The organism is Stenotrophomonas sp. YJH_SMC_80, assembly GCF_059372495.1.
On sequence record NZ_JCAFVP010000008.1, the window covers coordinates 44,451 to 70,078 of the forward strand.

The 25,628-nt window shown below is 67.4% G+C and carries 26 protein-coding genes; 15 read left to right on the forward strand and 11 right to left on the reverse strand.

Features of this window, described 5'->3' with window-relative positions; translation table 11 throughout:
• The first annotated feature begins 79 nt into the window (after positions 1–79).
• The 3 genes from AC5P99_RS13985 to AC5P99_RS13995 are packed head-to-tail and all read left to right on the forward strand — an operon-like array spanning position 80 to position 2,478.
• Positions 80–1,339, forward strand: coding sequence for a sensor histidine kinase (locus tag AC5P99_RS13985; protein WP_005407896.1), 1,260 nt, complete (start codon positions 80–82; stop codon positions 1,337–1,339).
• A complete protein-coding gene (locus AC5P99_RS13990; protein ID WP_049449781.1) occupies positions 1,329–2,099 on the forward strand; it encodes a LytR/AlgR family response regulator transcription factor in 771 nt (256 codons plus the stop codon). The genes AC5P99_RS13985 and AC5P99_RS13990 overlap by 11 nt, the downstream gene beginning before the upstream one ends.
• 34 nt (positions 2,100–2,133) lie before the next feature.
• Complete coding sequence (locus AC5P99_RS13995; protein ID WP_049449780.1) at positions 2,134–2,478, forward strand: hypothetical protein; 345 nt, start codon at positions 2,134–2,136, stop codon at positions 2,476–2,478.
• Between the two features lie 39 nt (positions 2,479–2,517).
• On the opposite strand, the gene AC5P99_RS14000 is transcribed toward AC5P99_RS13995, so the two are convergent.
• Positions 2,518–3,132, reverse strand: coding sequence for a hypothetical protein (locus tag AC5P99_RS14000; protein WP_005407899.1), 615 nt, complete (start codon positions 3,130–3,132; stop codon positions 2,518–2,520).
• 309 nt (positions 3,133–3,441) lie between these two features.
• Between AC5P99_RS14000 and AC5P99_RS14005 the strand changes: the two genes are divergently transcribed.
• Complete coding sequence (locus AC5P99_RS14005) at positions 3,442–4,371, forward strand: oxygenase MpaB family protein (RefSeq protein WP_495213258.1); 930 nt, start codon at positions 3,442–3,444, stop codon at positions 4,369–4,371.
• Between the two features lie 178 nt (positions 4,372–4,549).
• Here the strand turns inward: AC5P99_RS14005 and AC5P99_RS14010 are convergent, their stop codons facing one another.
• Positions 4,550–5,137, reverse strand: a complete 588-nt coding sequence (locus tag AC5P99_RS14010; protein ID WP_005407901.1) for a TetR/AcrR family transcriptional regulator — start codon at positions 5,135–5,137, stop codon at positions 4,550–4,552.
• A gap of 133 nt (positions 5,138–5,270) precedes the next feature.
• Between AC5P99_RS14010 and AC5P99_RS14015 the strand changes: the two genes are divergently transcribed.
• Both AC5P99_RS14015 and AC5P99_RS14020 read left to right on the forward strand, forming a co-directional pair.
• Positions 5,271–6,485: an MFS transporter gene (locus AC5P99_RS14015; protein ID WP_495213259.1), complete on the forward strand. Its 1,215-nt coding sequence runs from the start codon at positions 5,271–5,273 to the stop codon at positions 6,483–6,485.
• Positions 6,482–7,654: an MFS transporter gene (locus tag AC5P99_RS14020; protein WP_495213260.1), complete on the forward strand. Its 1,173-nt coding sequence runs from the start codon at positions 6,482–6,484 to the stop codon at positions 7,652–7,654. Before AC5P99_RS14015 ends, AC5P99_RS14020 begins: the two co-directional genes overlap by 4 nt.
• A gap of 150 nt (positions 7,655–7,804) precedes the next feature.
• On the opposite strand, the gene AC5P99_RS14025 is transcribed toward AC5P99_RS14020, so the two are convergent.
• A complete protein-coding gene (locus tag AC5P99_RS14025; protein ID WP_088435535.1) occupies positions 7,805–9,916 on the reverse strand; it encodes a M13 family metallopeptidase in 2,112 nt (703 codons plus the stop codon).
• Between the two features lie 176 nt (positions 9,917–10,092).
• Here AC5P99_RS14025 and AC5P99_RS14030 point away from each other — a divergent pair, with 176 nt between their 5' ends.
• Positions 10,093–13,155: a bifunctional diguanylate cyclase/phosphodiesterase gene (locus AC5P99_RS14030; protein WP_049449774.1), complete on the forward strand. Its 3,063-nt coding sequence runs from the start codon at positions 10,093–10,095 to the stop codon at positions 13,153–13,155.
• A gap of 94 nt (positions 13,156–13,249) precedes the next feature.
• On the opposite strand, the gene AC5P99_RS14035 is transcribed toward AC5P99_RS14030, so the two are convergent.
• Positions 13,250–14,131 (reverse strand): LysR family transcriptional regulator, encoded by an 882-nt coding sequence (locus AC5P99_RS14035; RefSeq protein WP_005412119.1) that lies wholly within the window; start codon positions 14,129–14,131, stop codon positions 13,250–13,252.
• Between the two features lie 96 nt (positions 14,132–14,227).
• On the opposite strand from AC5P99_RS14035, the gene AC5P99_RS14040 reads away from it, so the two are divergent.
• The 3 genes from AC5P99_RS14040 to AC5P99_RS14050 all read left to right on the forward strand — a co-directional run bounded on the left by AC5P99_RS14040 (position 14,228) and on the right by AC5P99_RS14050 (position 17,225).
• Positions 14,228–14,638 (forward strand): DoxX family protein, encoded by a 411-nt coding sequence (locus AC5P99_RS14040; protein ID WP_005412120.1) that lies wholly within the window; start codon positions 14,228–14,230, stop codon positions 14,636–14,638.
• Positions 14,639–14,669: 31 nt separating this feature from the next.
• A complete protein-coding gene (locus AC5P99_RS14045; protein ID WP_495213261.1) occupies positions 14,670–15,458 on the forward strand; it encodes a dioxygenase family protein in 789 nt (262 codons plus the stop codon).
• 117 nt (positions 15,459–15,575) lie between these two features.
• Positions 15,576–17,225, forward strand: a complete 1,650-nt coding sequence (locus AC5P99_RS14050) for a Na+/H+ antiporter (RefSeq protein ID WP_005407909.1) — start codon at positions 15,576–15,578, stop codon at positions 17,223–17,225.
• 99 nt (positions 17,226–17,324) lie between these two features.
• On the opposite strand, the gene AC5P99_RS14055 is transcribed toward AC5P99_RS14050, so the two are convergent.
• Positions 17,325–17,573 carry a DUF3297 family protein gene (locus AC5P99_RS14055; RefSeq protein WP_005415112.1) on the reverse strand — a complete coding sequence of 83 codons (249 nt, stop codon included), beginning with the start codon at positions 17,571–17,573 and terminating at the stop codon, positions 17,325–17,327.
• 90 nt (positions 17,574–17,663) lie between these two features.
• Between AC5P99_RS14055 and AC5P99_RS14060 the strand changes: the two genes are divergently transcribed.
• Positions 17,664–18,206, forward strand: coding sequence for a DUF6630 family protein (locus AC5P99_RS14060; protein ID WP_005407911.1), 543 nt, complete (start codon positions 17,664–17,666; stop codon positions 18,204–18,206).
• Between the two features lie 219 nt (positions 18,207–18,425).
• Here AC5P99_RS14060 and AC5P99_RS14065 read toward each other — a convergent pair whose 3' ends face one another.
• The 5 genes from AC5P99_RS14065 to msrB all read right to left on the reverse strand — a co-directional run bounded on the left by AC5P99_RS14065 (position 18,426) and on the right by msrB (position 21,686).
• Positions 18,426–18,701, reverse strand: coding sequence for a DUF4031 domain-containing protein (locus AC5P99_RS14065; protein WP_005412122.1), 276 nt, complete (start codon positions 18,699–18,701; stop codon positions 18,426–18,428).
• Between the two features lie 13 nt (positions 18,702–18,714).
• Positions 18,715–19,203: a hypothetical protein gene (locus AC5P99_RS14070; RefSeq protein WP_049449770.1), complete on the reverse strand. Its 489-nt coding sequence runs from the start codon at positions 19,201–19,203 to the stop codon at positions 18,715–18,717.
• Between the two features lie 127 nt (positions 19,204–19,330).
• Positions 19,331–20,269, reverse strand: coding sequence for a flagellar motor protein MotB (motB, locus tag AC5P99_RS14075; protein ID WP_123958192.1), 939 nt, complete (start codon positions 20,267–20,269; stop codon positions 19,331–19,333).
• 3 nt (positions 20,270–20,272) lie between these two features.
• Entirely contained in the window at positions 20,273–21,127 is an 855-nt protein-coding gene (motA, locus tag AC5P99_RS14080; protein ID WP_495213262.1) for a flagellar motor stator protein MotA, read from the reverse strand.
• 91 nt (positions 21,128–21,218) lie between these two features.
• Complete coding sequence (gene msrB / locus AC5P99_RS14085; RefSeq protein ID WP_049449768.1) at positions 21,219–21,686, reverse strand: peptide-methionine (R)-S-oxide reductase MsrB; 468 nt, start codon at positions 21,684–21,686, stop codon at positions 21,219–21,221.
• 140 nt (positions 21,687–21,826) lie between these two features.
• On the opposite strand from msrB, the gene AC5P99_RS14090 reads away from it, so the two are divergent.
• Entirely contained in the window at positions 21,827–22,204 is a 378-nt protein-coding gene (locus AC5P99_RS14090) for a hypothetical protein (RefSeq protein WP_049449767.1), read from the forward strand.
• A gap of 144 nt (positions 22,205–22,348) precedes the next feature.
• Positions 22,349–22,525: a hypothetical protein gene (locus AC5P99_RS14095; protein ID WP_033833709.1), complete on the forward strand. Its 177-nt coding sequence runs from the start codon at positions 22,349–22,351 to the stop codon at positions 22,523–22,525.
• A 110-nt stretch (positions 22,526–22,635) separates the two neighbouring features.
• On the opposite strand, the gene AC5P99_RS14100 is transcribed toward AC5P99_RS14095, so the two are convergent.
• Positions 22,636–23,115 carry an Lrp/AsnC ligand binding domain-containing protein gene (locus tag AC5P99_RS14100; RefSeq protein ID WP_005407919.1) on the reverse strand — a complete coding sequence of 160 codons (480 nt, stop codon included), beginning with the start codon at positions 23,113–23,115 and terminating at the stop codon, positions 22,636–22,638.
• Between the two features lie 149 nt (positions 23,116–23,264).
• On the opposite strand from AC5P99_RS14100, the gene AC5P99_RS14105 reads away from it, so the two are divergent.
• Positions 23,265–24,569: a D-amino acid dehydrogenase gene (locus tag AC5P99_RS14105; RefSeq protein WP_005412127.1), complete on the forward strand. Its 1,305-nt coding sequence runs from the start codon at positions 23,265–23,267 to the stop codon at positions 24,567–24,569.
• Positions 24,548–25,615 carry an alanine racemase gene (gene alr / locus AC5P99_RS14110; RefSeq protein WP_005412128.1) on the forward strand — a complete coding sequence of 356 codons (1,068 nt, stop codon included), beginning with the start codon at positions 24,548–24,550 and terminating at the stop codon, positions 25,613–25,615. Before AC5P99_RS14105 ends, alr begins: the two co-directional genes overlap by 22 nt.
• Positions 25,616–25,628: the final 13 nt, after the last annotated feature.

Below are 25,628 nucleotides of genomic sequence, written 5' to 3' on the forward strand. Positions count from 1 at the left end.
CCGGCCTTCGTCGCAGCCCGCTTGTTTGCCCGGCGGGCCGCCCTATGCTCGGCTCACCCCCTTCCTCCAAGGCGCCGCCGTGTTCGCCAGCCTCTCTCTCCTGATCCGCCACCTGCTGGCCTGGGCCGCCGCGCTGGTTGTCGCCGGCATGGTCTGGAGCGGCATCTTCAGCGGCATGAACGATGGCCCGGGCTGGGTGTTCGGCCTGCTGGCGATGTTCCTGATGATCTCCGCGCTGGGCAGCGCGATCACCCATGTGCGCCGGGTCTGGCTGGTGGCCGGCCGATTGGATTCGACCACGTTGTCCGGGCGCCAGCGCCGCCAGGTGGAACTGCCGATGGATGCCGGCCAGGCCTATGCCGTGGTGGAAGCGGCGATTGCCGAACTTCCGCGCGTGGAAGATGTGGAAAGCTCGGCCGGCAGCCTGCAGGTGCGCGCCTACGTGCGCCGGGTCGACCTCTGGAATGGCCGCCAGCCCTCGCGCTGGAACCTGCCGGCGCGGCTGGCGATCAAGCGCAACAGCGTGCTGGCGACGGTCACGCCGGGGCAGGGCACCAGTACCGTCACTCTGCTGTTCGAACCGGATGCCGGCTGGTGGGCCGATCTGCTGGCGCTGGATGAGGGCAGCAACTTCGAGAACGCCGAAGCGGTCACCCGCGCGATCAGCCGCCGCGTGGCCGACCAGCGCCGCGATGAGCAGGCCGCCGCCGAACAGACCCAGGTGGAAAAGGAACTGTCGGTCGCGCGCTTGAACCTGCTGCATGCGCAGGTGGAGCCGCACTTCCTGTACAACACGCTGGCCAATGCGCAGGTGTTGACCCGCACCGACCCGGCACGTGCCGAGCAGATGCTCGGCCACCTTATCCAGTACCTGCGCAGCTCGTTGCCGCAGGTGGACGAGTCGGTGTCGACACTGGGCGTGGAGCTGGAACGCACGCGCGCCTACCTGGAGATCCTGCGTATCCGCATGGGCGCACGGTTGGCGGTGGAAGTGCAGGTACCGAATGAGCTGCATGGCGTGCACCTGCCGGCGATGGCACTGCAGACGCTGGTGGAGAACGCGATCAAGCACGGCCTGGAACCCAAGCCCGGCGGTGGCACGATCTGGATCCTGGCGCGTGGCTTCGATGACCATGTGACCGTGACCGTCGCCGACGACGGGCTCGGCTTCGGCCAGGGCACCAGCGGCACCGGCATCGGCCTGAAGAACCTGCGCGAACGCCTGCGCCTGACCTGTGGCGAGCAGGCCGGCGTGGCGATCGTTGCCAACTTCCCCAGCGGTGTGGCCGCGACCATGACCTTGCCGCAGACACACAAGGAGCGCAGCCATGCCGCTTGAAGCCCTCATTGCCGAAGACGAGGAACTGCTGCGGCAGTCACTGGTGGAACAGCTGCACCGGTTGTGGCCGGAGCTGAAGCTGGTGGCCGAGTGCGAGGACGGCGCCAGTGCGCTGGAGCAGCTGGCCGAGACGCAGCCGGACATCGCGTTCCTCGACATCCGCATGCCCGGCATCAGTGGCATCGAAGTTGCGCGCTCGCTGTCCGAGCTGAGCCCGCGCACCCAGGTGGTGTTCGTCACCGCCTATGACCAGTACGCCATCGACGCGTTCGAGCAGGGCGCGATGGATTACCTGCTGAAGCCGGTCAGTGACGAACGCCTGCTGGCGACGCGTGAGCGCATCCTGTCGCGGCTGCCATCGACGCGCCAGGATGACGCCGTGCTTGAACGCCTGCTGCAGCGGCTGGGTCCATCGCAGGGTGCTGCCGAGCGCCCGCCGCTGGCCTGGATCACCGCCAGCAACGGCCGCGAGACGCAGCTGATCATGCTGGAAGATGTCGCCTACTTCCGTGCCGACAACAAGTACACCACCGTGGTCACCGCTGCCGGCGAGAGCCTGTTGCGCACACCATTGCGCGAACTGCTGGAAGTACTCGACCCGCAGCACTTCCGCCAGATCCACCGCTCGACCATCGTCAACATGAAGGCGGTGGCGGCGGTCAGCCGCGACGATACCGGGCGCGGCGTGCTGCGGCTGCGGGGTCGGACGGAAACACTGGTGGTCAGCCAACCATTCATGAGCCTGTTCCGCGGCATGTAGCCGCACCGCACCTTTCCGCTACCAGGAGCATTGCATGCGTCCTTTCCTGCTTGCAGGCCTCGCTGCACTGGCGCTTGCCGGTTGCCAGAAGTCCACCGAAACCGCGATCACCCGCACCACTGCCAATGGCGTGGACACGCTGTACAGCAAGCGCACGATAGTGGACGGCGTGGCGCGTTTTGAGTGCATGGCCAGCCGCAGCGGTCAGTGCCATTACCTGCTGCTGGACCCGGCCTGTCGTCCTGACGCCGCGTGTGCGAAAGCGCCGATACGGTCGTTTGCGTTGGCGGTCGGCACCACCCAGGAGTTCAGGGACCTGCCGAAGGGCTTCGCCCAGTGCGTCAGCGAGGATCGGAAAGAACAATGCCACCGTGAGTGATCACGGTGGCATTGTGGGTCCCCCCGCTTCCCTGAAGGGTCAGTAGGCAGGCTGCAGTGTCAGGTCGTGGTGGTGCTCGTTCTCGCCCACGTGGTTGAGGCGGCCGACCAGTTCGGAGTGCTGCTTCATGCGCCCGATCTCGGTCATGATGCGGATGTCCTCGTGGCGCAGCTCGCGCTTGGCGGTGACCGCCTGCTTGTAATCGAGCACTTCCGGGTAATGCTCCGCCAGTTCCAGGGCCTCGGCCACGTGCTCGACGCTGTCGGCCTTGGAGCTGATGCGTGCGCGACTGTTGAACGCCTTCATCCAGCGCTCGAAACCGGCCTGCTGATCGAACATGTTGGCCATGAACCAGATCACGAACAGGATCGAGACCCACGAGCCGAACACGACTACCACGCGGGTGAACGTGATATGGAAGTCGTCACGCCACAGGTAGTTGGCGATCAGGCCAAGAATCAGCAGCGAGGCTGCCTGCCAGCCGACGATCGAGGCGATCAGCCATTGGCACTTGGCCTGCGCCAGCACGGCTACTTCATCGCGGATCTGCTGCTCGCTGAGATTGCGCCAATGCGCAACCTGTTTATCGAACGGGCTGCTGTAGAGCTCGTTGTCGCGAAGCAGAATTCCCAAACCCTTGAACAAAGCAATCATGGCTGGCTCCTTGTGGAACGTGCGTCGATCAGCATTGGACGGTGTGGCGAGTCCAGTTCTAGCACTTCCAGCGAGCCGTGCAATGGGCGCAATGCCAAGCCGCGTAAGGGCCTTCTCTGAATCGGTGAATGTTGCTGCATCGCAGCATCGAGGCCGGAGCCTGCGACAGGATGTCGCAGGGTGAAATGTGCTGCGGCCGCACATGAAACCGTGGCTGAGTGCGAAGACTCGCCGCCGGCGTCGTGATCGCCCAGAATCGGGGCCGACCGCGCAACTCGCGGCCACTCTTTCGCTTTTCCTGGACCTGTGATGCCGGCTCTGCTGCAGCGACTCTCCCGCCCCGTCACCGCGCCGATCCGGCGCTGGGTACTGGAGGCCTTCCCGCGTGGCCAGAGCGGCATCGATTACGACCAGCCGCTGGGTGACCCGGGCTGGTTTGGACCTGACAGCGTGACCTGGCGCCTGCACGCGGAGTTCCCCTCGATGCTGGCCGGGGGCCTGTGTGCGCTGATGCTGCAGACCCTGCATCCGCGCGCGCTGGCCGGGGTCTGCGACCACTCCAATTTCCGTCAGGACCTGGTGGGTCGCCTGCGTCGCACCACCGCGTTTGTCGCCGGTACCAGCTATGCACCCAGCGGGGAGGTAGAGGCGCTGGTGGCCAAGGTGCGCCGCATCCATGCACTGATCCGCGGCCAGACCGCGCAGGGCGAGCCCTACGCGGCGGACGATCCACAACTGCTGACATGGGTGCACGTGACTGAGGCGTTTGGTTTCCTGCAGGGCTTTCGTCGCTACGGGCGCGAGGTGCCGGCGCACATCGCCGACCGCTACTACGACGAGTACCGCCACGTGGCCGAAGCACTGGGTGCGGTGGATGTGCCGCGCAGTGAAGCCGAGGTGGCAGCGTACTTCTGCGCGCGGCAACCGGAGCTGCGTGTGGACGAGCGCTCGCGTGAAGTGCTGGAGGTGTTGTCCGGCGTGCGCCTGCCGGTACCGGTGCCGGGGCTGTCGCGCGAGGTATTCCTTGGCGCCGGTGCGGCACTGCTGCCGGACTGGGCCGAAGGCATGCTTGAACGCAGCGGCCGCCAGCGTGCGCAGGCGGCCGCTTCAGCGAAGCTGATGCAGGGCATGGCGCCGCTGTTCCGCCGTGCGCTGCCCGATGGCCTCGCCAGCCGCGCCTGTGCGCGCATGGGCGTGCCGGTGTCGGTGCTGCGCGAGTGGCCCACCGTTCCCCGGTAGGTGCCAACCTTGGTTGGCACGCGCTGCGCGATAAAGCTTCATCCACGCATGGCGTGGATCTACTGATGCCATGGTTCTGGTTGGCACGCGTTGCGCGCGATGCCGCAGAAGGGCCAACCAAGGTTGGCCTCCACCAGAGCGGATGCCGCAGTAGATCCACGCCATGCGTGGATGGGCCTCACCCGGCCGACTTCAAGCCACGCAACAGCATTTCCAGCGCCGTCGTCGCCTGCCGCAGGCGCGCGTCGCCATCCTCGCCCTCTGCAATCCAGAACGCGGCCTCGGCCAGGCTACCGTAGATCAGCGATGCCAGCGCCTGCGCATCCACCGGCATCGCTACGCCCTGCGCGATCAACTGTTCGATCAGGCGCTGCATCGAGTGCACGCAGTGGCGCTGCGATTCCGGTGAGGCGCCACCCAGCACCGCGCGCGCGTCACGCAGCACGATGCGCTGGATCTCCGGTTCCAGCGCCATCTCCAGATAGGCACGGCAGCGCTGTACGAAACCGTCCCAGGCATCATCCGCGCCATCGCTGATCGCCTGCAGGCGCAGGTCGGTCTCGGCATCGAGCTGGGCGACCACCGCGGCCAGCAGGCCCTTCTTGTCGCCGAAGTGGTGGTAGAGCGCACCCCGGGTCAGGCCGGCCTGGGCGGTCAGGTCATCCATCGAGGTGGCGGCATAGCCATGCTCGCTGAACACGCGGCGGGCGGTGGCCAGCAGGCTGGCACGGGTTTCTTCCATCTCCGCGCGGGTGCGACGGACCATCCGGAACTCCTTACATACGCAGTGCATGATTATTTACATACGACGCGTATGAATGTAGGCTCTTATTCATACGCTCTGTATGTATTGTCGTGGCGCCGGTAGCGCCAGGCAAGCCGCTGCCCTGGAGATCCCGATGGCCACCCCCTACCGCGACCTGTTCGCCGCCCCTGGCACCGCCGGCCTCGCCCTGGCCGGCCTGCTGGCCCGCCTGCCGCTGCCGATGACCGGCATCGGCATCATCACACTGCTGTCGCAGCTGCGCGGCAGCTATGCCTTGGCCGGTGCGGTGTCTGCCACCTTCGTGCTGACCTATGCGCTGCTGTCGCCGCAGGTATCGCGCTGGGTCGACCGGCGCGGGCAGGGCAGGGTGCTGCCATGGGCTACTGCGGCCAGTGCGGCAGGGTTGCTGCTGCTGCTCGCGTGCACGCTGCTGGCTGCGCCAGACTGGGCGCTTTTCGTCGCCGCCATGCTGGCTGGATGCATGCCCAGCGTGTCCGCAATGGTGCGCGCACGCTGGACTGCGATCCATCGCGGTCGCCCGCAGCTGCAGACCGCGTATTCGCTGGAAACCGTGTTCGATGAGGTGACCTTCATCGTCGGTCCACCGTTGTCAGTGGGGCTGTCGGTGGCGGTATGGCCACAGGCCGGCGTACTGGCGGCCGCCCTGTTGCTGGTGGTCGGCGTCGCCGCATTGGTGCTGCAGCGGGGCACCGAGCCGCCGCTGCAGCAGCACGAAGGTGCAACTCCCTCGGGCTCGCTGCTCCGGCACACGGAGATCCGCCTGCTGGCGTTGCTGATGCTGGCGATGGGCGTGATTGTCGGTACGGTCGACATCACCAGCGTGGCCTTCGCCGAACAGCGGGGGCAGCCGCTTGCCGCCAGCGTGGTGCTGTCGGCCTATGCGCTGGGCAGCTGCGCGGCGGGCCTGCTGTTCGGGGCACTGAAGCTGCAGGCACCGTTGCGGCGCCTGTTGCTGGCCGGCGCAGTGGCCACCGCACTGACCACGTTGCCGCTGCCGTGGGTCGGCAGCCTGCCCGGGCTGGTCGTGGCGGTGCTGCTGGCCGGGGTGTGCTTCGCGCCGACGATGATCGTGGCGATGTCGCTGGTCGAACAACGCGTGCCCGAATCGCGCCTGACCGAGGGCATGACCTGGCTGCTGGCCGGATTGAACATCGGCGTGGCGCTGGGCGCGGCGCTGTCCGGGCAGAGCGTCGATGCGGGGGGCGTGCGTAGCGGCTTTGTCGTTGCACTGGTGGCAGGCGGGGGCGTGCTGCTGTTGGCCGTACTCGCGCGACGTGCCTTGCGCCCGTCTGCTGCATCCACCTCCCCTGAAGGGATCATCCCGTGAGCGCTTCATCGCCTGCGCATGCAGCGCCTGTGCATCGCCATCCGTGGTGGGCGGTTTCTGCGGTTGGCCTCGCCATCTTCTCGGTGGTCACCACCGAAATGCTGCCGGTGGGCCTGCTGACCCCTGTCGCCGAAGATCTCGGCGCGTCCACCGGCACCGCCGGCCTGATGATCTCGCTGCCGGCCCTGCTGGCGGCCCTGTTCGCACCGCTGGTGGTGATCGCAGCCGGCGGCATCGATCGTCGTCGCATCCTGTGCGTGCTGCTGGGGCTGCTGCTGGTCGCCAACGTTGCTTCGGCGCTGGCACCGGGCATCGGCTGGCTGCTGGCCGCGCGCGCGCTGGTGGGGTTCTGCATGGGCGGGATCTGGGCCATCGCTGGTGGGCTGGCAGCACGCCTGGTGCCGGCGCATCGCATCGGCATGGCCACCTCGATCATCTTCGGGGGCGTGGCCGCAGCATCGGTTCTGGGGGTGCCGCTGGGTGCACTGATCGGCGACGCCCTGGGCTGGCGCTTCGCGTTCGCAGCGATGGCGCTGTTCAGTGCGGCGGTGATGCTGCTGCATCTGTGGGTGGTTCCCGCGTTGCCGGTGGTGGCGTCGGTGCGCCCGGCGCAGTTCGTGCAGCTGCTCGGCCACCGTGGCCTGCAGCGCGGCCTATGCCTGACGCTGCTGCTGGTAGCGGGTCACTTCATTGCGTTCACCTATGTGCGCCCGTTGCTGACCCTGCGATCGGGCGTGGATGCCGCTTGGATCAGCGCGCTGCTGTTCGCCTATGGCATGGCGGGCATCGCGGGCAACTTCATCGCCGGACCACTGGCCGCTCGTCATCCGCGCGGAATGCTGCTGGCGATCTCTTGCGGCCTGCTGCTGACGCCGTTGTTGTTCCTGTGGCTGGGCGGCACACCCTCCGGCGGCATTGTGGTGCTGTTGCTGTGGGGCCTGGCCTATGGCGGCGTGTCGGTCGGCCTGATGAGCTGGATGATGAAGGCAGTGCCGCACGCGGTGGAGATCGCCACCGCGCTGTATGTCGGTGTGTTCAATATCGGCATCGCAATGGGCGCGTGGGGCGGTGGACGGCTGCTGGATGGCGTGGGCCTGCATGCGAATCTGTGGGTCGCGGCCGGGCTTGCCATGGTCGCCACGCTGGTGATTGCCACAACGCGCCGGTAGATCCACGCCATGCGTGGATGGCTTGTAGTCCTGTAGATCTGTAGATATGCCGACCAACGTCGGCATCCACCCGAGCGGGGCATTTGCCAACCAAGGTTGGCAGCTACCGGGAAATGAAACGGGCGCCTCGCGGCGCCCGTTCCGGTTACATCACCACACCTTGACCCGCTTGTCCGGGGCCAGGTACAGCTTCTGGCCTTCCTTTACTTCGAACGCCGGATACCAGGCGTCGATGTTGCGCACGGTGAGTGCGCGGAACTGGCCTGGCGCATGCACATCGGTCAGCAGCGAGTTGCGCAGCGCCTGCTCGCGGCTCTTGCTGCGCCACGCCTGGGCGAAGCCGAGGAAGAAGCGCTGGTCCGGCGTGAAGCCTTCCAGGGTCTGGCCCGGCTTGCCCTGCAGCGAAAGCTGGTAGGCATCGTAGGCAGTGCCCAGGCCGGCCACGTCGGCGATGTTCTCGCCCAGGGTCAGCTTGCCGTTCACATGCACGCCCGGGAACGGCTCGTAGCTGCTGAACTGCGCGGCCAGCGCATCACCGGCGGCGTTGAACTGCTTCAGGTCCTCGGCGGTCCACCAGTTGTGCAGCTTGCCGGTCTCGTCGAACAGCGCGCCGGCATTGTCGAAGCCGTGGCTGATCTCATGGCCGATCACCGCGCCGATCGCACCATAGTTCACCGCGTCGTCGGCGGCACCGTCGAAGAACGGCGGCTGCAGGATCGCGGCCGGGAACACCAGGCGGTTTTCCAGCGGCACGTTCATCGCATTGATGGTCTGCGGCAGCATCGCCCACTCGCTGTGGTCGACCGGCTTGCCCAGCTTGGCGATGTTGCGCTGGTATTCGAACAGCTCGGCGCGCTGTGCGTTGCCGAGCGCGTCATCGCGGCGGATCTCCAGGCCGGTGTAATCACGCCACTTCTCCGGGTAGCCCATCCCCACGGTCAGGCCGGCGACCTTGGCCTTGGCATGCGCCTTGGTCTGCGGCGACATCCACGACAGTGCGTCAATGCGCTTGGCGAAGGCGGCGATGATGTTCTTCGCCATTTCGTCCGCACGCTCCTTGGTCCTGGCGTCGAAGTGCTTCTCGACATAGCGCTTGCCGATGGCCTCGCCGACAGCGTGGTTGGCATCATCCACGGCGCGCTTCCAGCGGTCGCTCTGTTGCGGCGTGCCGCTCAGCGCGGTGCCATGGAAGGCGAAGCGGGCGTCGGCGAACTTCTTCGGCAGGTAGGCGGCGGCACGGTCCAGTGCGTGGAAGGCCAGGTAGTCCTTCCACACCTCCAGCGGCTCGGTGGCGACCAGCCTGGACAGGCCGGCCACGGCCTTGGGCTGCCACACGATGAAGTCCTGCTGCTCGCCCAGCGCGGCCGCATCAAGGAAGGCGTTCCAGTCCATGCCCGGTGCCTTGGCGTTGAAATCGGCCTGGGTCCACGGATTGGCACCCTTGGTCACGTCGTTGGTTTCTTCCTGGGTGGCATGCGCCTGCGCGATCTTCGTCTCCAGCGCAAGGATGCGCTGTGCCTTGCCGGCCGGGTCGGCCACGCCGGCCAGCTGCAGCATCTGCGCGATGTAGCCCTGGTACTGCTTGCGCAGTTCGGCCATGCGGCCGCCGCCCAGGTAGAAGTCGCGGTCGGGCATGCCCAGGCCGCCCTGCACGAGGTACGGCGCGGTGCGGTCCGGCTGCAGCATGTCGACCGAGACCCACAGGCCGAACAGGCGGTCGGTGTAGAAGTTGGTGGCATTGAGCAGGTCGACGTCGGCGCGCATGTCGCCGCCGAGGGCACGTGCCAGGCCAGCCTTGTCGGCGATGGTCTCGATGGCCTTCAGCTGCGGCTGCACCGGGGCGATGCCGTGCTGCTCGATGCCGGCTTCGTCCATGTAGGCAGCGTAGTAGTCGCCGATCAGCTTGTCGTCACCGCTGGCCTGCGCATTGCCGGCCGCACCCTCGAGGATGGCGCGGGTGTCGGCCAGGGTCTTTTCAGCGATGACGTTGAAGCTGCCGAAACGCGAACGGTCGGCCGGAATCTCGGTGTTCTTCACCCAGGTGCCGTTGGCGAAGCCGAAGAAGTCATCGCCGGCCGCGATGCTGCGGTCCATGCCGCTGGCATCGAAGCCGAAGCTGCCCAGCATCGGCTTGGCGGCAGCGGGTGCAGCCTCGGCGGGTTTGGCGGTGCCAGCGGCCGGATCGGCCGGACGGTCGCAGGCAGCCAGGGACAGGCTGGCAACGATGGCCAGTGCCAGGGTGGGACGGCGCAGCTTGGACATGGACTTCTCTTGCAGCGGAAAACCCCAAGTCTAATCCGCCGCAGCCCGGCTGGCCGTCCCTGTGGCTGGCCGGTCCTGTGCAGGATCTGGCTGAACGCGCCGAAGCGATCTTCACGCCGTCACCGGGGTGGTGCATGCTGGGCCCTGGAGCCCTGCGCGGACACGGGGAGGTGGCCATGCAGGACGGGGTCAGGCGTCAAGAATGGCGTCCGCCGGCCGTTGAGGTCGGGGATGTGGAGGATTCGTTCGCGCATGAAGCCAGCCGACTGCACAAGGAAGATCGACCGATGCCCGCGTTGAAGCGGGCGTTGGCCCGTCCGTTGCGCGCCATCACCTGGGGCGGCGTGCTGCTGGGCCTGTTGCTGGTGGCCGGATTGGCCACCATGCTGGCCAACGACCATCACCGCCGCCTGGAGGCGGCGCAGCGGCAGAGCCGTGCGCTGGCGGTGGGGAGCGAGCGCCTGCTGGCGCTGGAACTGCGCAATCTGGAGCGGGCGATGACCGGCATCGCCGGCGATGCCGGTGAGTTGTTCCGCAGCGTGCCGTCACAGGCCCCGGTACTGCTGGATGCGGCCATCGGTGGCGTGCTGCGCCGCCACGCTGAACTGCACAGCATCGTGGTGCTGGACCGCCACGGGCGCGCGCTGACCGGCGGGCGCGGCGACCTGCAGCTGCCGCTGTGGACCGACCCGCTGCGCCGGGGGCAGGGCAGTGCCCTGTACATCGGCCCGCCGCAGCGGGCCAGCGATGGCGACTGGGTGGTGCCGCTGGCACTGCCGATGGCCGGTGAACGCTGGCTGTTGGCGCGGCTGCGCTGTGGTGAACTGCAGCGCATCGCCGGCGGCCTGGATGTTGGTCCCAACGGGCTGGTCTCGATCACCGACGCCGAGGGTTACATGCTGGCGCGCGTGCCCGATCCGCATGGCACGGTCGGTCGCCGCTACGACCTGCCGCGGCGTGACCTGCTCGGCAAGCAGGCGGTGGTCGAGCTCGGCAGCCTGCCCGGCGTGGTCGATGGTGTGCCGCGCATCACGACCATCAGTACGCTCGACCGCAGCCCGCTGGCGGTGCAGATCGGCCTGGCCGATGAAGACGTGCTGGCACCCTGGTGGCCGTACCTGCAGGCATCGGTGGCGATCGTGCTGGCCTACATCGTGGTGCTGCTGGTGCTGCTGTATGCGGTGCGCCGCAGTACCCGCAGCCAGCAGGCGATGGCCGAGGAACTGAAGGCGGGCCATGCCGAGCTGCGTCTGGCCCATCAGGTCGGGCGTGTCTGCACGTGGTACGTGGATGAGGACGCCGCGCTGCTGCGCTGGTCCCCCCTGGCGCGCGAGATCTTCGGCGTGCAGACCGATGCGCTGCCGGTAGCCGACTTCTTCGCTCGCGTGCATCGCGATGATGCCGCGCGCCTGCAGCAGGCTTTCGACCAGGCCTTTGCCGGCGGCGCAGTGCTCGACCAGGTGTTCCGCCTGGTGCTGCCCGGTGGTGAAGTGCGCTGGGTGGGCGCGCGCGGACAGCGGGTGGAGGTGGCCGACAGCGAACGACGCATGATCGGCGCGTTGACCGACCTGAGCGAACGCTACCAGGCGCGCGAGCAGATGAGCGAAGTGGAACGCCGCTTCCGCCTGCTGTTCGACCGCAACCCGGCGCCATTCTGGGTGTTCGACCCGGACACGCTGCGCTTCATCGAGGTCAATGACGCGGCGGTGCGCCAGTACGGCTACAGCCGCGAGGAGTTCCTGGCGATGAGCATCCTCGACATCCGCCCGCGCGAAGGCTGGGACGAGGTGCGTGGTGCCATCCAGCGCGCGCAGGTGGGCGATCCCCCCGACGCAACCGTGCGCCTGCACCGGCGCAAGGACGGCAGTGTGTTCGAGGTGCGCGCACACCTGTCCAAACTCGATTTCGACGGACAGCCCGCGTGCCTGGTGCTGGCCGAGGATGTGAGCGAACGGCTGGCCTACGAGCGCGACCTGGCCTACCAGGCACGGCACAACCCGGCCACCGGCCTGCTCAACGTGCGTGCATTGACCGACCAGCTGGATGAGCAGGGCGAGGGCTATACCATCGCCTTCGTGCAACTGCGCGGACTGCAGCTGGTGGCCGATACGCTGGGCCGTGAGATCGGTGATGCCGTGCTGCAGTCGATGGCGACCCGCCTGGGCGGGTTGGGCGCACGCTGCGGCACGCTGGCGTTCCAGCCGGCGGAGGACTTCGTGTTCGCCATCGGTTCGGAGCACGATACCCAGCGCGTGCTGGACGACCTGCTGCAGATCGTGTCGGCGCCGATGCGTGGCAAGGATTCACTGCACCAGTTCGAGCCGCGCATCGGCGTGGCGGTGCATGTGGCCGGTGACGGCCACAGCGCCGAACAGGTGATCGGCATGGCCGCGCAGGCGGCGCACGCGGCGCGTGCCGAGGGCAACGTGGTGGTCTGGTTCGACGCAGCGGTGACCACGCGGCTGGCCGACCGGTTGCGCCTGGCCGGGCGCATCCATGCGGCCATCGACAACGAGTTCCAGCTGTACTTCCAGCCGATCCGGCATGCCAGCGATGGCAGCCCGGCGGCATTGGAGGCATTGCTGCGCTGGCCGCAGGCTGATGGCAGCTTCATTCCGCCCAATGAGTTCATCCAGCTGTGCGAGGACACCGGGCTGATCCTGGCACTTGGCCGCTGGGTGATCCGAGCGGCAGCGAAGGCGCAGCGGCGGTTGGTCGAGGCCGGGTGGGGCGAGCTGCCGATTGCGGTCAACGTCTCGGCCGTGCAGTTCTTCAACAGCGACCTGGTGGCCGAGTTCACCCGCGCCCAGCAGGAGTTCGGGTTGGCGCGGGGTGCGCTGCATGTGGAACTGACCGAGAGCAGCCTGATGCGCAAGCCGGGGCAGGCGATGCAGACCATGCAGCGCCTGCACGAGCAGGGCATCAGCGTGTCGCTGGATGACTTCGGCACCGGCTATTCCAGCATGTCCTACCTGCAGCACCTGCCGCTGGACATCCTGAAGATCGACCGCAGCTTCGTGGCGGACGTGGAAACCAATCCACGCAACGCCTCGATCTGCCGCGCACTGCTGTCGCTGGGCCACAGCATGGGCCTGACCATCATCGCCGAAGGCGTGGAGACGCCGGGACAGCTGGACTGGCTGGCTGCGCACGGCTGTGACCAGGTGCAGGGCTACCTGCTGGGACGGCCGGCACCGCTGGAACGGATCATCGACGCGCTGGATGAGGTCGCCGCCTAAGTGGTAGTGCCGGCCGCTGGCCGGCATTCGCCCAGGACCGGGAGGTGTCTGATTGCCGGCCAGCGGCCGGCACTACCGCAAACGCCAGGCTCGGCTACACCCCGGCCTCCACCAGGTGGTCGATGAAGCTGCGCACCTTCGGTGCCAGGTGGCTGCGGCTGGTGTAGACCGCGAAGATGCCGATCGGCGCGGCTTCCCACTCGGGCAGGACGCGCACCAGACGGCCATCGGCCAGTGCGTCTTCCAGCAGGAAGTCGGGCTGCAGGATCACGCCCATGCCGGCGATCGCCGCTTCGCGCAGCACGTCGCCGTTGTTGGCGTGCAGCAGGCTGCTTACCGCCACCTTCACTTCACCGCCGGGTCCCTGCAGCGGCCAGTGATCACCGGCGGCCCAGTAGCTGTAGCTCAGGCATGCGTGTGCCTGCAGCTCCTGCGGGGTCTGCGGCGTGCCGTGTGCGGCCAGGTAGGCCGGCGCGGCGCACAGGCTCACCCGCGATTCGCCCAGGCGGCGCGCGATCAGCGTGGGACCGGGCTCGCGGGTGATGCGGATGGCCACGTCGTAGCCTTCCTCGACCATGTCCACCAGTCGGTCGGACAGCGCCAGGTCCAGCTCCACCTGCGGGAAGCGCTGGCGATAACTGGCCAGCAGCGGACCGAGGCGGGCAATGCCCCAGCTCACCGGTGCGTTGATGCGCAGCGTGCCCGAAGGCTCCAGCGCCTGCGCGCCGATACTGGCCTCCAGCGCGTCGAATTCGGCCAGCAGGCGCACGCACTGGGCGTAGTAGGCGGCGCCGGCACTGGTCGGGCTGACCCGGCGCGTGGTGCGGTGGAGCAGGCGGGTGGACAGGCGCTTTTCCAGCGCCGCGACCTGGCGCGTGACGCCGGCGGTGGACATGTCCAGGGCCTGGGCGGCGGCACTGAAGCCGTTGCGCTCGACCACCGCCACGAACACGCGCATCGCTTCCAGGGTGTCCATTGTTGCGCCTTATGAAATAAATACGGTCAAACGATCGTATTTATCGTCCCGTGAAGGCGCAATAACCTGTGTCCACTCCCTTCAAGGTGCTTTCCGATGCACACCACCGCTGCTCCTGTTTCGCCGCTGGCGCCGTATGGCGCCACCCTGCTGCGCCTGGCTCTGGGCGTGCTGTTCCTGGTCCACGCACTGACCAAGCTGCTGGTGTTCACCCCGGCCGGTACGGCGGCGTTCTTCGAGTCTCTGGGCCTGCCCGGTGTGCTCGGCTACCTCACCATCGGCGTCGAGCTGGTGATCACCGTCGCGCTGCTGCTGGGCATCTACGCACGCTGGGTGGGCCTGGTCGGCGTGCCGCTGCTGCTGGGCACCATCGTCACCGTGCACGGCGCCAACGGCTTCGGTTTCGCCAATGCCGGCGGCGGCTGGGAATACCCGGCGTTCTGGGCATTGGCGCTGGTGGTGCTGTTCCTGCTCGGCGATGGCAAGTGGACCCTGCGTTCGCGCTGATCGCCGCCTGATCCTGCAACTGGAGAATTCCATGTCCCGCCTGCCTTCGCTGTACATCTCCCATGGTTCGCCGATGACTGCCCTGCAGCCGGGCCAGGTTGGCGTGCGCCTGGCCGAGCTGGCGCGCGATCTGCCGACGCCGCGCGCCATCGTGATGGCTTCGGCGCACTGGCTGGGCCGGCAGCCGCTGGTTGGCGCGCATCCACAGCCGCCGACCATCCACGACTTCGGTGGCTTCCCGCGCGCGCTGTTCGAACTGCAGTACCCGGCACCGGGTGATCCGGCACTGGCCGAAGAAGTGGCCGGCCGCATCGCCGCCGCAGGCCTGCCAGTGGCCATCGACCCGCAGCGTGGCCTCGACCACGGCGCGTGGGTACCGCTGCGGCTGTTGCGCCCTCAGGCGGACATCCCGGTGGTGCCGGTGTCGATCCAGCCGCTGCTCGGCCCCGAGCATCAGTTCGCGCTGGGCCGTGCGCTGGCGCCGCTGCGCGAACAGGGCGTGCTGCTGGTCGGCTCCGGCAGCATCACCCACAACCTGCACGACTGGGGCGACTACCAGGACGGCAAGGAAGCGCCGTACGTGCGGCGCTTCATCGAATGGGTGGAGCAGCGCCTGGCCGCTGATGACCGCCAGGCCCTGCTGGATTACCGCCGGCAGGCGCCGTTCGCCGAACGCGCGCACCCGACCGACGAGCACCTGCTGCCGCTGTTCTTTGCAATGGGCGCGGCCGGCGAGGGTGGTTTCGGCGCACGCCGCATCGATGCCGGCATCGATGCCGGCTTTCTTGCCATGGATCTGTACCGCTTCGACGGGGCATGAGCCGGGGCTGACGCGCGGCGGCCCCGGCCGTCGCGGCCATGGCCGCATGTGGTAGTTTTTTCCGGGTTTCCGGCGCTGGCCTCCAAGCCTCCCCACGCGCCGCTTCCTGGAAGAAGCATGCATACCATTGAAGTCGTCCTGGCGATGCTGGTGGCCGTTGTCGCCAGCGGCTACCTGGTTCGCGTCCTGCCGTTCTCGTTGCCGCTGCCGCTGGTGCAGATCGGCCTGGGTGCGGTCATCGCCGGGGTGTTCAACCGTGGCCACGCGCTGGAGCCGGAAGTGTTCTTCCTGCTGTTCCTGCCGCCACTGCTGTTCCTCGATGGCTGGCGCATCCCCAAGCAGGGCCTGTTCCGCGACAAGGGCGCGATCCTCGAACTGGCATTCGGCCTGGTGGTGTTCACCGTCATCGGCGCCGGCTTCCTGATCCACTGGTTGATTCCGGTGATGCCGCTGGCGGTGTGCTTCGCGCTGGCGGCCATCGTCTCGCCGACCGACCCGGTGGCGGTGGGCGCGATTGCTTCGAAGGCGCCGATTCCCAAGCGCCTGATGCACATCCTGGAAGGCGAGTCACTGCTGAACGATGCCTCGGGCCTGGTCTGCTTCCGCTTCGCGGTGGCGGCGGTGATGACCGGCACCTTCTCGCTGGCCACGGCCTCGCTGACCTTCGTGTGGGTGGCGGTGGCGGGATTGGCGGTGGGCGTGGCGGTGACGCTGGGTGTGTCCACCTTCCAGCGCTGGCTGTGGCGCCGCTTCGGCGAAGAGCCCGGCGCGGCGATGCTGGTCAACCTGCTCATTCCGTTCGCGGCCTACCTGCTGGCCGAAGAGATCCATGCCTCGGGCATCCTCGCCGCGGTCGCCGCCGGTATCGCGATGAGCTATGTCGAGCTGACCGGTCGCGTCTCCGGCAGCATGCGCGTGCAGCGCGCCGGGGTCTGGAACATGCTGCAGTTCAGCTTCAACGGCATCATGTTCGTGCTGCTGGGCGAGCAGCTGCCGGGCATCGTCGAACGCGCCACCACCACCATGAACGAGACCGGCCACCAGAGTGCGTGGTGGCTGCTGGTGTATGTGGTGGTGATCAATCTGGCACTGGTCGTGCTGCGCCTGTTGTGGGTGTGGTTGTCGCTGCGCTGGAACCTGCTGCGCGCGCGTCGTCGCGGCCTGGAGCGGGGCGAGGCACCGAACTGGCGCATCGTGGTGGCGACCTCGGTGGCCGGCGTGCGCGGTGCGATCACCCTGGCCGGTGTGTTGACCCTGCCGCTGTTCCTGCCCGACGGCAGTGCGTTCCCGGCGCGTGACCTGGTGATCTTCCTGGCCGCATCGGTGATCCTGTTCTCGCTGCTGGGCGCCAGCATCGCGCTGCCACAGCTGCTGAAGGGCCTGCAGCTGCCGGCTGACTCGGGCGAGCGCAAGGAAGAGGACCTGGCACGCCGGCTGTCGTCGAAGGCCGCGCTGGCCGGGGTCGAGCGCATGCGCCAGCAGCTGGTGATGAACCAGAACACCGAGAACGTGCAGCTGTACAACGACGCCGCCTCGCGGGTGAGCCTGCTCTACCAGCGGCACCTGGAGCGCGACAGTGATGGGCCCGACGTTGACCCGGAGAAGGTACGGCGCATGGAAATGGGCTACCGCCAGCTGCGCAGCGCCGGCCTCAATGCCGAGCGCGAGGAGCTGTTCCGGTTGACCCGGCGCGGGGTGATCTCCGATGAGATCTCGCGGCGCCTGATCCGCAACCTGGACCTGCTGGAATCGCGCAAGCGCGAATGACCGTGTACCCCGGGTGGGTGCGGACCTCGGTCCGCGTTGATCGGGGTCAGATCCCTTTCCGCAGGAAAGGGATCTGACCCCAGGATCCGGGAGCCGTGCTTATTCCGGCTTCTGGTCCAGGAAATACACCTCGACCTTGCCCTTGACCTTGATGGTCATCGGGTTGCCGCGGCGGTCGCGGGCCTTGCCGGCCTGCACGCGGATCCAGCCTTCGCTGACCGAGTATTCCTCGACGTTGTCACGCTCGACGTCGTTGAAACGCACGCCGACGCCGCGCTCCAGCGCCTGCGCATCATGGAAGGGGCTGGCCGGGTTGATCGCCAGGTGGTCGGGAGGGGTATCGCTCATCGCTTCATTCACAGTGACGGCCACCAAGGCCGGCTTCAGCGGCACAGGATAAACCGTAGAATGCCGGCCTGCCCCAGAGGAAGTTCCGCCATGCCCGACAACAGCGACTATTTCGACTTCGAGGAAGACATCCACGACTTCGACGAAGATGGCTTCGAGGCACGGGTCTGGAACCTGCTGGTGCTGATCAACCCAGGCGACGAGGAACTGGCCCTGCAGCAGTTCAACCGCTGGCGCGAGCACCTGGCCGAGGACGGGCAGCCGCTGGAAGCGGACAGCGACTGGCTGCCGGCCCTGTTCACGGCCATCGCCTGGCAGTCCGGTTTCGAGGTCGAGCGTGATGATCTGGAATCGCTGCAGTCGGCAGTGAACGAGCTGTCGGCGCGCTTCAACCTGCAGCTGGACTGGGGCGGCGACCTGGATGACGAGGACTTCGCCGAAGACCTGGACGGCGTGCAGCTGATGTCCACCGCCTTCGACCGCCTGCGCGAGCACAACTACACGCTGTGGAGCGTGGATGCCGGCAGCGACGGCTTCACCGGCGTGATGGCGCTGACCCGCGACGACGACGCAATGTTGGCGCTGTGCTCGCTGCTGAACGTGGAAATCCGCCTGGGCAGCGACCCGTTCTGAGCGATGGGCCGATCCGCCCGGCACGACCCGGCGGGGACGTTCTGCTGGGCGCGGCCTGATGGGTTGATCCGCTGGAGACGACCCGACGGGGTAGAGTCGACTGTTAGTCGACTATCGCGCGCAGCGCGGGGTTCTCGCGGCCGGATGGGAGAGCAGTCGACTGACAGTCGACTCTACCCGGTCGGTGCCGGTTGGTGTCCGGCGAACCCGCGACGTGGCCTACGGCCGGTACTGCGCCCTGGCGTTGGCAATCACCGTTTTGACCAGTTCACGGTCGGTGTGCCGTGAGATCGCCCGCGCACCGAGCGCGATCGCCTGTGCGCGCAGCTCGGAAGTGACATCGTAGTGGGCACCGCTGGCCTTGTTCTGGAAGGCCCGCGGGGGAATGCCGAGCTGCGCCGCCATCGCGTGCAGCTCGGCCAGGGTGTCGGCCATCAGGTGCGCCCAGCGCTGTCCGCGCCAGGGATGCACCGCGTCATCGACGTAGACCGTCACCGCCGCGGCCGGTTCAGGCCTGCGGCTTGCTGTCGCTGTCAGCGGCCGGAGCGGCCTCGGCAGCGGCTTCTTCGGCCACGTTGCCCTCGGCGGCTTCGCCTTCCTCGCCTTCAGCAGCGTCGACGCCTTCGAACTCGGCGACCAGCTTGTCCAGGTACTCGTCAGCGGTCTGCTCGGATTCGGCCGCCAGGGTGTCCAGCAGCTTCTGCAGCAGTTCGGAGTACTCCAGGTTGACCTTGCGGCCTTCCTTCTCCTGCACGTTGGACAGGTGCTTGAGCATGGCCAGCATCGGTACCGGATTCTCGGCGTTGCCCATGGTCTGGCCGCCGATGGCCAGCAGCCACTCACGGCCCTGCAGGCCGATGGCCGCGACCACCTGGCCGTCTTCGTTGGTCAGCACGGCATGGTTCTGCACCTGCTGCTGTGCGTTCAGGCGCAGGAACGGGCGCTTGGCCTGCTGCTTCTTGCGCTTGTCGCGCTTGGCCTTGGAGTTCTGGGACATGGGGTGGGATCACCTGGAAACGGAAAGACCGCCATTGTAGCGGGTGCGCCGGGTGATGCCCCTGGTGGGTGCGGGCCCTGGTCCGCACGCTTTCCCGGATGTGCGGACCAGGGTCCGCACCCACCGTCTACTTTGCCTTACCCTGCGCGGCCTGCACGTCCGGGTCGGCGGTGGGCGCCGACAGCCCCACCTGCGGGCCGGCACCGGCCAGGGCGGCCTCCTCCGCGGCCTTGGTCATTACCACGATGCTGATGCGGCGGTTGATCGGGTTCTGCGGGTCGGTCTTGTCGAACAGTACCGACGAGGACAGGCCGACCACGCGGGTGATCTTGCTGTCCTCCAGGCCGCCGTCCACCAGTGCGCGCCGTGCGGCGTTGGCACGATCGGCGCTCAGTTCCCAGTTGCCATAGCCGCGTGCGGCCGAATAGGCGGTGATGTCGGTGTGGCCGGTCAGGCTGATCCGGTTCGGCACATGGTTCAGGTACTCGGCCAGTTCGTGCAGGATCTGCTGCGTGTACGGCTTCAGCGTGGCGCTGCCAAGGTCGAACATGGGCCGGTTCTGCTTGTCCACGATCTGGATGCGCAGGCCTTCCGGGGTCAGGTCCAGCAGCAGCTGGTCCTTGAACGGCTCCAGCGCCTGGCTCCTGCTGATCGCCTCCTGCAGCTCCTTCATCAGCGCTTCCAGCTGCTGCTTGTCGCGCTGCTGCTGGTCCACCGGCTGCGGCACAGCCTCCTTCTGGTTCTGGAAGGGATCGTTGCTGTTGCCGCGCGAGATGTCGGTGGCACCGCCCAGCTTGATCATCGAGGTGCTGGCGCCGCCCGGGCCTGCCATGCCGGGCGCCGGCGTGGCGTTCTGCCCACTCAGCGGGCTGGGGTTGCGGAAGTACTCGGAAATGGCCGCACGGTCGTTCTTGTTGGTGGTGGCCATCAGCCACAGCACCAGGAAGAACGCCATCATCGCGGTCACGAAGTCGGCGTAGGCCACCTTCCACGAGCCGCCGTGGTGGGCGGCGTGGCCGGCCTTCTTGACCCGGCGGACGATGACGGTGGGCTTGTTCTCGGCCATGGCTTACTTGACCGTCTTCAGGTGCTGCTCGAAATCGGAGAAGGCCGGGCGCACGTTCGACGGCAGCGTCTTGCGGGCAAACTCCAGCGCGATCTTCGGGTTGTAGCCGCGCAGGCAGGCCAGCAGGGCGGTCTTGACCGATTCGTAGATGCGGCTGTCCTGTTCGGCGCGGGCTTCCATCGCCGCCGCCATCGGGCCGACGAAGCCGTAGCCCAGCAGGATGCCGAGGAAGGTACCGACCAGCGCACCGGCCACATGGCCGCCCACTTCGACGATGTCGCCGCCGATCGAACCCATGGTGATGACGATGCCCAGCACCGCCGCCACGATGCCGAAACCGGGCAATCCGTCGGCGACCTTGGTCAACACCTGCGACGGCGCCATGGCTTCGGCATGGTGCTTTTCCAGCTCCAGTTCCAGCAGCGGTTCCAGCTCGTGCGGCTCGATGTTGCTGCCGATCATCAGGCGCAGGCAGTCGGTGATGAAGTCGATCAGGTGGTGGTCGGCCTGCACCTTGGGGTAGTTGCCGAACAGCGCGCTCTCGGCCGGCCGCTCGACATGGTCTTCCAGCGCCATGAAGCCTTCGCGGCGCGCCTTGTTGAGCAGTTCATAGAGCAGGCTGAGCACATCGATGTAGTCCTGCTGCTTGTAGCGCGGGCCCTTGAGCACGCCCACCATGGCCTGCAGGGTCTGCTTGACGGTCTTGGCCGGGGTACCGACCAGGAAGGCGCCGAGCGCCGCGCCGCCGATGATGACCAGCTCGTAGGGCTGCCAGAGGGCACCCAGGCGGCCGTGGGCACCGAGGTAGCCCCCGATCACGCTGATGATGACGACCAGGAATCCAACGATGATGAGCATGGGGCGACGCAGGGAGAGGGGATATCTCCTTGTCGGCCCGTCGCCCGGTTTTCTGAAGAGGGAATTCTGTGAAATCGGTCAGCGGGGTGTTTCAGCCCGCCACACCGCTTTCTGCGCCGCCACGCTGCAGTGGATCGGGCCACGGGTCACCATTGCCAGTGAATGAAAGTGAGACGGAATTCAGGCAGTGACGCTCGTAGGTGGGCGGCGGACCGTCCGGGAATACGTGGCCGAGGTGGCTGCCGCAGCGCGCGCAGGTGATCTCGGTGCGCACCATGCCGTGGCTGGTATCGCGGATCTCGCGTACGTGTGCGGGGTCGAACGGAGCAAAGAAGCTGGGCCAGCCGGTGCCGGAATCGAACTTGGTGCTGGAGCGGAACAGTGGCAGCGCGCACAGGCGGCAGCAGTAGACACCCTCGCGTTTGTTGTCGAGGAATACCCCGCAGAACGGTGCTTCGGTGCCGTGCTGCAGCAGCACGCGGCGTTCCTCGCTGCTGAGACCGGCGACCAGCGCCTCGGTCTGGGTGGCAGTGGGGGGCGTCAGATCGAAGGCGGTCATGGCGGCACTCCGTGGGGTCGATGGCCTGGGGATGCCGGAAAACGTGGGGGTGCTGGCGCCCGCTTGCAAGTGTGATGGCCGTTCATGGGCGGCACACAGGCGCTGGCGCATGGTGAAGACGATCCACGTCGGAGCGTGCCATGAAACCGATCCCTCCCCTGTTGTTGATGGCCCTGCTGCCGCTGGTCGCGCAGGCCCAGGTACCGACGTCGTCGAGCCCGACCGCCACCCGTAGTGCGACCACCGTGGCACCGCAGCCGGTGGTGCCGCCACCACAGGCCGCGCGCCCGCAGCCGCAGGTACTGCCCTCGCCACAGCCGACGCAGCCGATCAACTCCACCGGTCCGGCCCAGGTCGCGCCGGCGCCGGTCCCGAAGCCTGCCGACAAGGTCTATGACCGCAATGGCCGCATCGTTCCCGGGGTGCGCCCGGCCGGCCCGAACCGCGTGTTCGACTCGCGCACCGGCCGCTATTACGACAGCGTGCCGGCCGGCGATGGCCAGCAGATCAAGCGGTGACCTCCAATGCCAATCCAGGTGGGCAGCGGCTGCGGGCTGTGCGGGCTGAACGCACGAAAACAACCTGCTGCAGATCACTGCTTTTTCGCCTTCGATTAACCGTTCCGGGACCAACGTGACCGTGCGCCGGCATTTCGCCGCCGCATGTCCTTTGTCCACTGGATCGCGATCATGAAAAACCAGCAGAACCGTCATCCCGGCAAGGAACCGCAGGGCCGCAACCCGCAGCAGCAACAGCAACAGCAGATGGACCCGCAGCAGCCGCACAAGGGCGGCAAGCAGCAGGAACAGCGCTCGCAGAAACATCCACAGCAGCGTTGACTGTCACCATGGTCGGGGGTCAGAGCCCGCTGCGCGGGATCCGACCCCTTGCCGAATCCTGACCGGGGTCGGATCCCGCAACGCGGGCTCTGACCCCGATCGCAACTGCCTCAATCGGGAATCGGCAAGCTCAGCGTTTCCTTCACTTCTTCCATCACGATGTAGCTTTTCGACTCGCGCACGTGCGGCAGTGTCAGCAACGTGCTGCCGAGCAGCTTGCGGTAGGAGGCCATTTCGCTGATCCGCGCTTTCAGCAGGTAATCGAAGTCGCCCGACACCAGATGGCACTCCAGCACGTTGGGCAGCTTCAGCGCCGCGCGCCGGAACTCCTCGAAAATGTCGCCGGACTTGTAGGCCAGGCTGATTTCCACAAACACCAGCAGGCTGGCCTTCACTGCGGCCGGGTCGAGGTGGGCGTGGTAGCCGGTGATCACCCCTTCGCGTTCCAACCGGCGCACGCGCTCCGTGCACGGCGTGGTCGACAGGCCGACCCGCTCGCCCAGTTCGGTGAAGGAAATACGGCCCTCGGCCTGCAGGATGCGCAGGATCTTGCGGTCGATCTTGTCCAGTTCGCGGGTACGGGTGGCCATGGTCGTCAACCTTGGGGAATGAATTGCAGGAGAACATCCTGCCGGTTGATTTCAAAACAGGCAAATCAACTGGGAATGGCTGTCTATACTTCCCCAATTATGGTCCCTGTGCGCTCCAGTGCAGGGAATGATCGGGTTGGAGAAGTCCCATGCGAGTCCTAGTTCTCGGCAGCGGCGTGATTGGTACCACCAGTGCCTGGTACCTGCGACAGGCCGGGTTTGAAGTCACGGTCATCGACCGCCAACCCGGCCCGGCGCTGGAAACCAGCTTCGCCAATGCCGGCCAGCTGTCATTCGGCTACACCTCGCCGTGGGCGGCCCCGGGCGTGCCGAAGAAGGCCATCGGCTGGCTGTTCGAGAAGCACGCGCCGCTGGCGATCAAACCGGGCATGGACCTGGCCCAGTACCGCTGGCTGTGGCAGATGCTGCGCAACTGCACCCACGAGCGTTATGCGATCAACAAGGCGCGCATGGTGCGCATGTCCGAGTACAGCCGCGACTGTCTGAACGAGCTGCGCGCGCAGATCGGCATCGAATTCGAAGGCCGCGACCTGGGCACCACCCAGCTGTTCCGCACCCAGCAGCAGCTGGATGCCTCGGCGCAGGACATCGAGATCCTGGCCCAGTACGGCGTGCCGTACGAGGTGCTGGACCGCGCCGGCATCATCCAGGCGGAACCGGCCCTGGCGCATGTCGATGGCCTGGTCGGCGCGCTGCGCCTGCCGCGTGACCAGACCGGCGACTGCCAGCTGTTCACCCGTCGCCTGGCGCAGATGTGCGTGGATGCCGGTGTCGAGTTCCGCTTCGACCAGGACATCACCGGCCTGGAGTTCGATGGCGACCGCATCACCGGCGTGCGCATCGACGGCAAGCTGGAAACCGCCGACCGCTTCGTGGTCGCGCTCGGCAGCTATTCGCCGGCGCTGGTCGCACCGCTGGGCATGCGCCTGCCGGTGTACCCGCTGAAGGGCTATTCGCTGACCCTGCCGATCACCGACCCGGCGATGGCGCCGACCTCGACCATCCTCGACGAGAGCTACAAGGTGGCGGTCACCCGCTTCGACGACCGCATCCGCGTCGGTGGCATGGCCGAAGTGGCCGGCTTCGACCTGTCGCTGTCGCAGCGCCGCCGCGAGACCCTGGAGCTGGTGGTCAGCGACCTCTACCCGAAGGGCGGCGACCTGTCGCGCGCGCAGTTCTGGACCGGCCTGCGCCCGGCCACGCCGGACGGTACGCCGGTGATCGGCGCCACGCCGTTCCGCAACCTGTACCTCAACACCGGCCACGGCACCCTGGGCTGGACCATGGCCTGCGGCTCGGGCCGCTACCTGGCTGACCTGATGAGCGCGCGCCAGCCGCAGATCAGCACCGAAGGCCTGGATATTTTCCGCTACGGCCAGTACGGTCACGCGCCGCAACAAGAGAACCGCACATGCGTCCTGCCCGCGCGCTGATCGATCTGGGCGCCCTGCGCAGCAATTACCGGCTCGCCCGTGAACTGGGCGGTGGCAAGGCCCTGGCGATCATCAAGGCTGATGCCTATGGGCATGGCGCGGTGCGCTGTGCGCAGGCGCTTGAAGGCGAGGCCGATGGCTTCGGCGTGGCCACCATCGAAGAGGCGCTGGAACTGCGCCAGGCCGGCATCCGTGCGCCGATCCTGCTGCTGGAAGGCATCTTCGAACCCAGCGACATGGCGTTGGTGGCCGAGCATGATTTCTGGTTCGCCGTGGGTTCGCCGTGGCAGCTGGAGGCCGTCGCCGCCTTCGACAGCCCGCGCCCGTTGACGGTGTGGCTGAAGCTGGACAGCGGCATGCATCGCCTCGGCCTGGACGTGGACAGCTTCCGCGCGGCGCACGCGCGCCTGTCAGCGCTGCCGCAGGTCGAGCGCATCGTGCTGATGACCCACCTGGCGCGCGCCGACGAGCTGGACAGCGAACGCACCCACGAACAGGCGGCGACCTTCGCGCGCGCCATCGACGGCCTGCACGGCGAGACCAGCGTCTGCAACTCGCCGGCGCTGCTGGGCTGGCCGGACGTGCGCAGTGACTGGGTGCGCCCGGGCCTGATGCTGTATGGCGCGAACCCGCTGCCGGACGACACCACGCTGACCGAGCGCCTGCGCCCGGTGATGACGATGCAGTCGAAAGTGATCGCCGAACGCTGGATCGAAGCGGGTGAGCCGGTGGGTTATGGCGCGCGCTTCGTGGCCAAGGCGCGCACCCGCGTGGGTGTGGTTGCACTGGGCTATGCCGACGGTTATCCGCAGTTCGCCCCGAATGGCACGCCGGTATTGATCGATGGCCAGCCCGGCGCACTGATCGGGCGCGTGTCGATGGACATGCTGACGGTGGACCTGACGGCGCATCCGCAGGCCGCGGTGGGCAGCGTGGTGGAACTGTGGGGCAGTGCGCCGACGTTGGCGGAACTGGCGCCGCGATGCGGCGTGAGCGCGTACCAGCTGCCGTGCGCGGTCAAGCGCGTGGCGAAGGTGTACGTGTAACGCCGAGCCCACG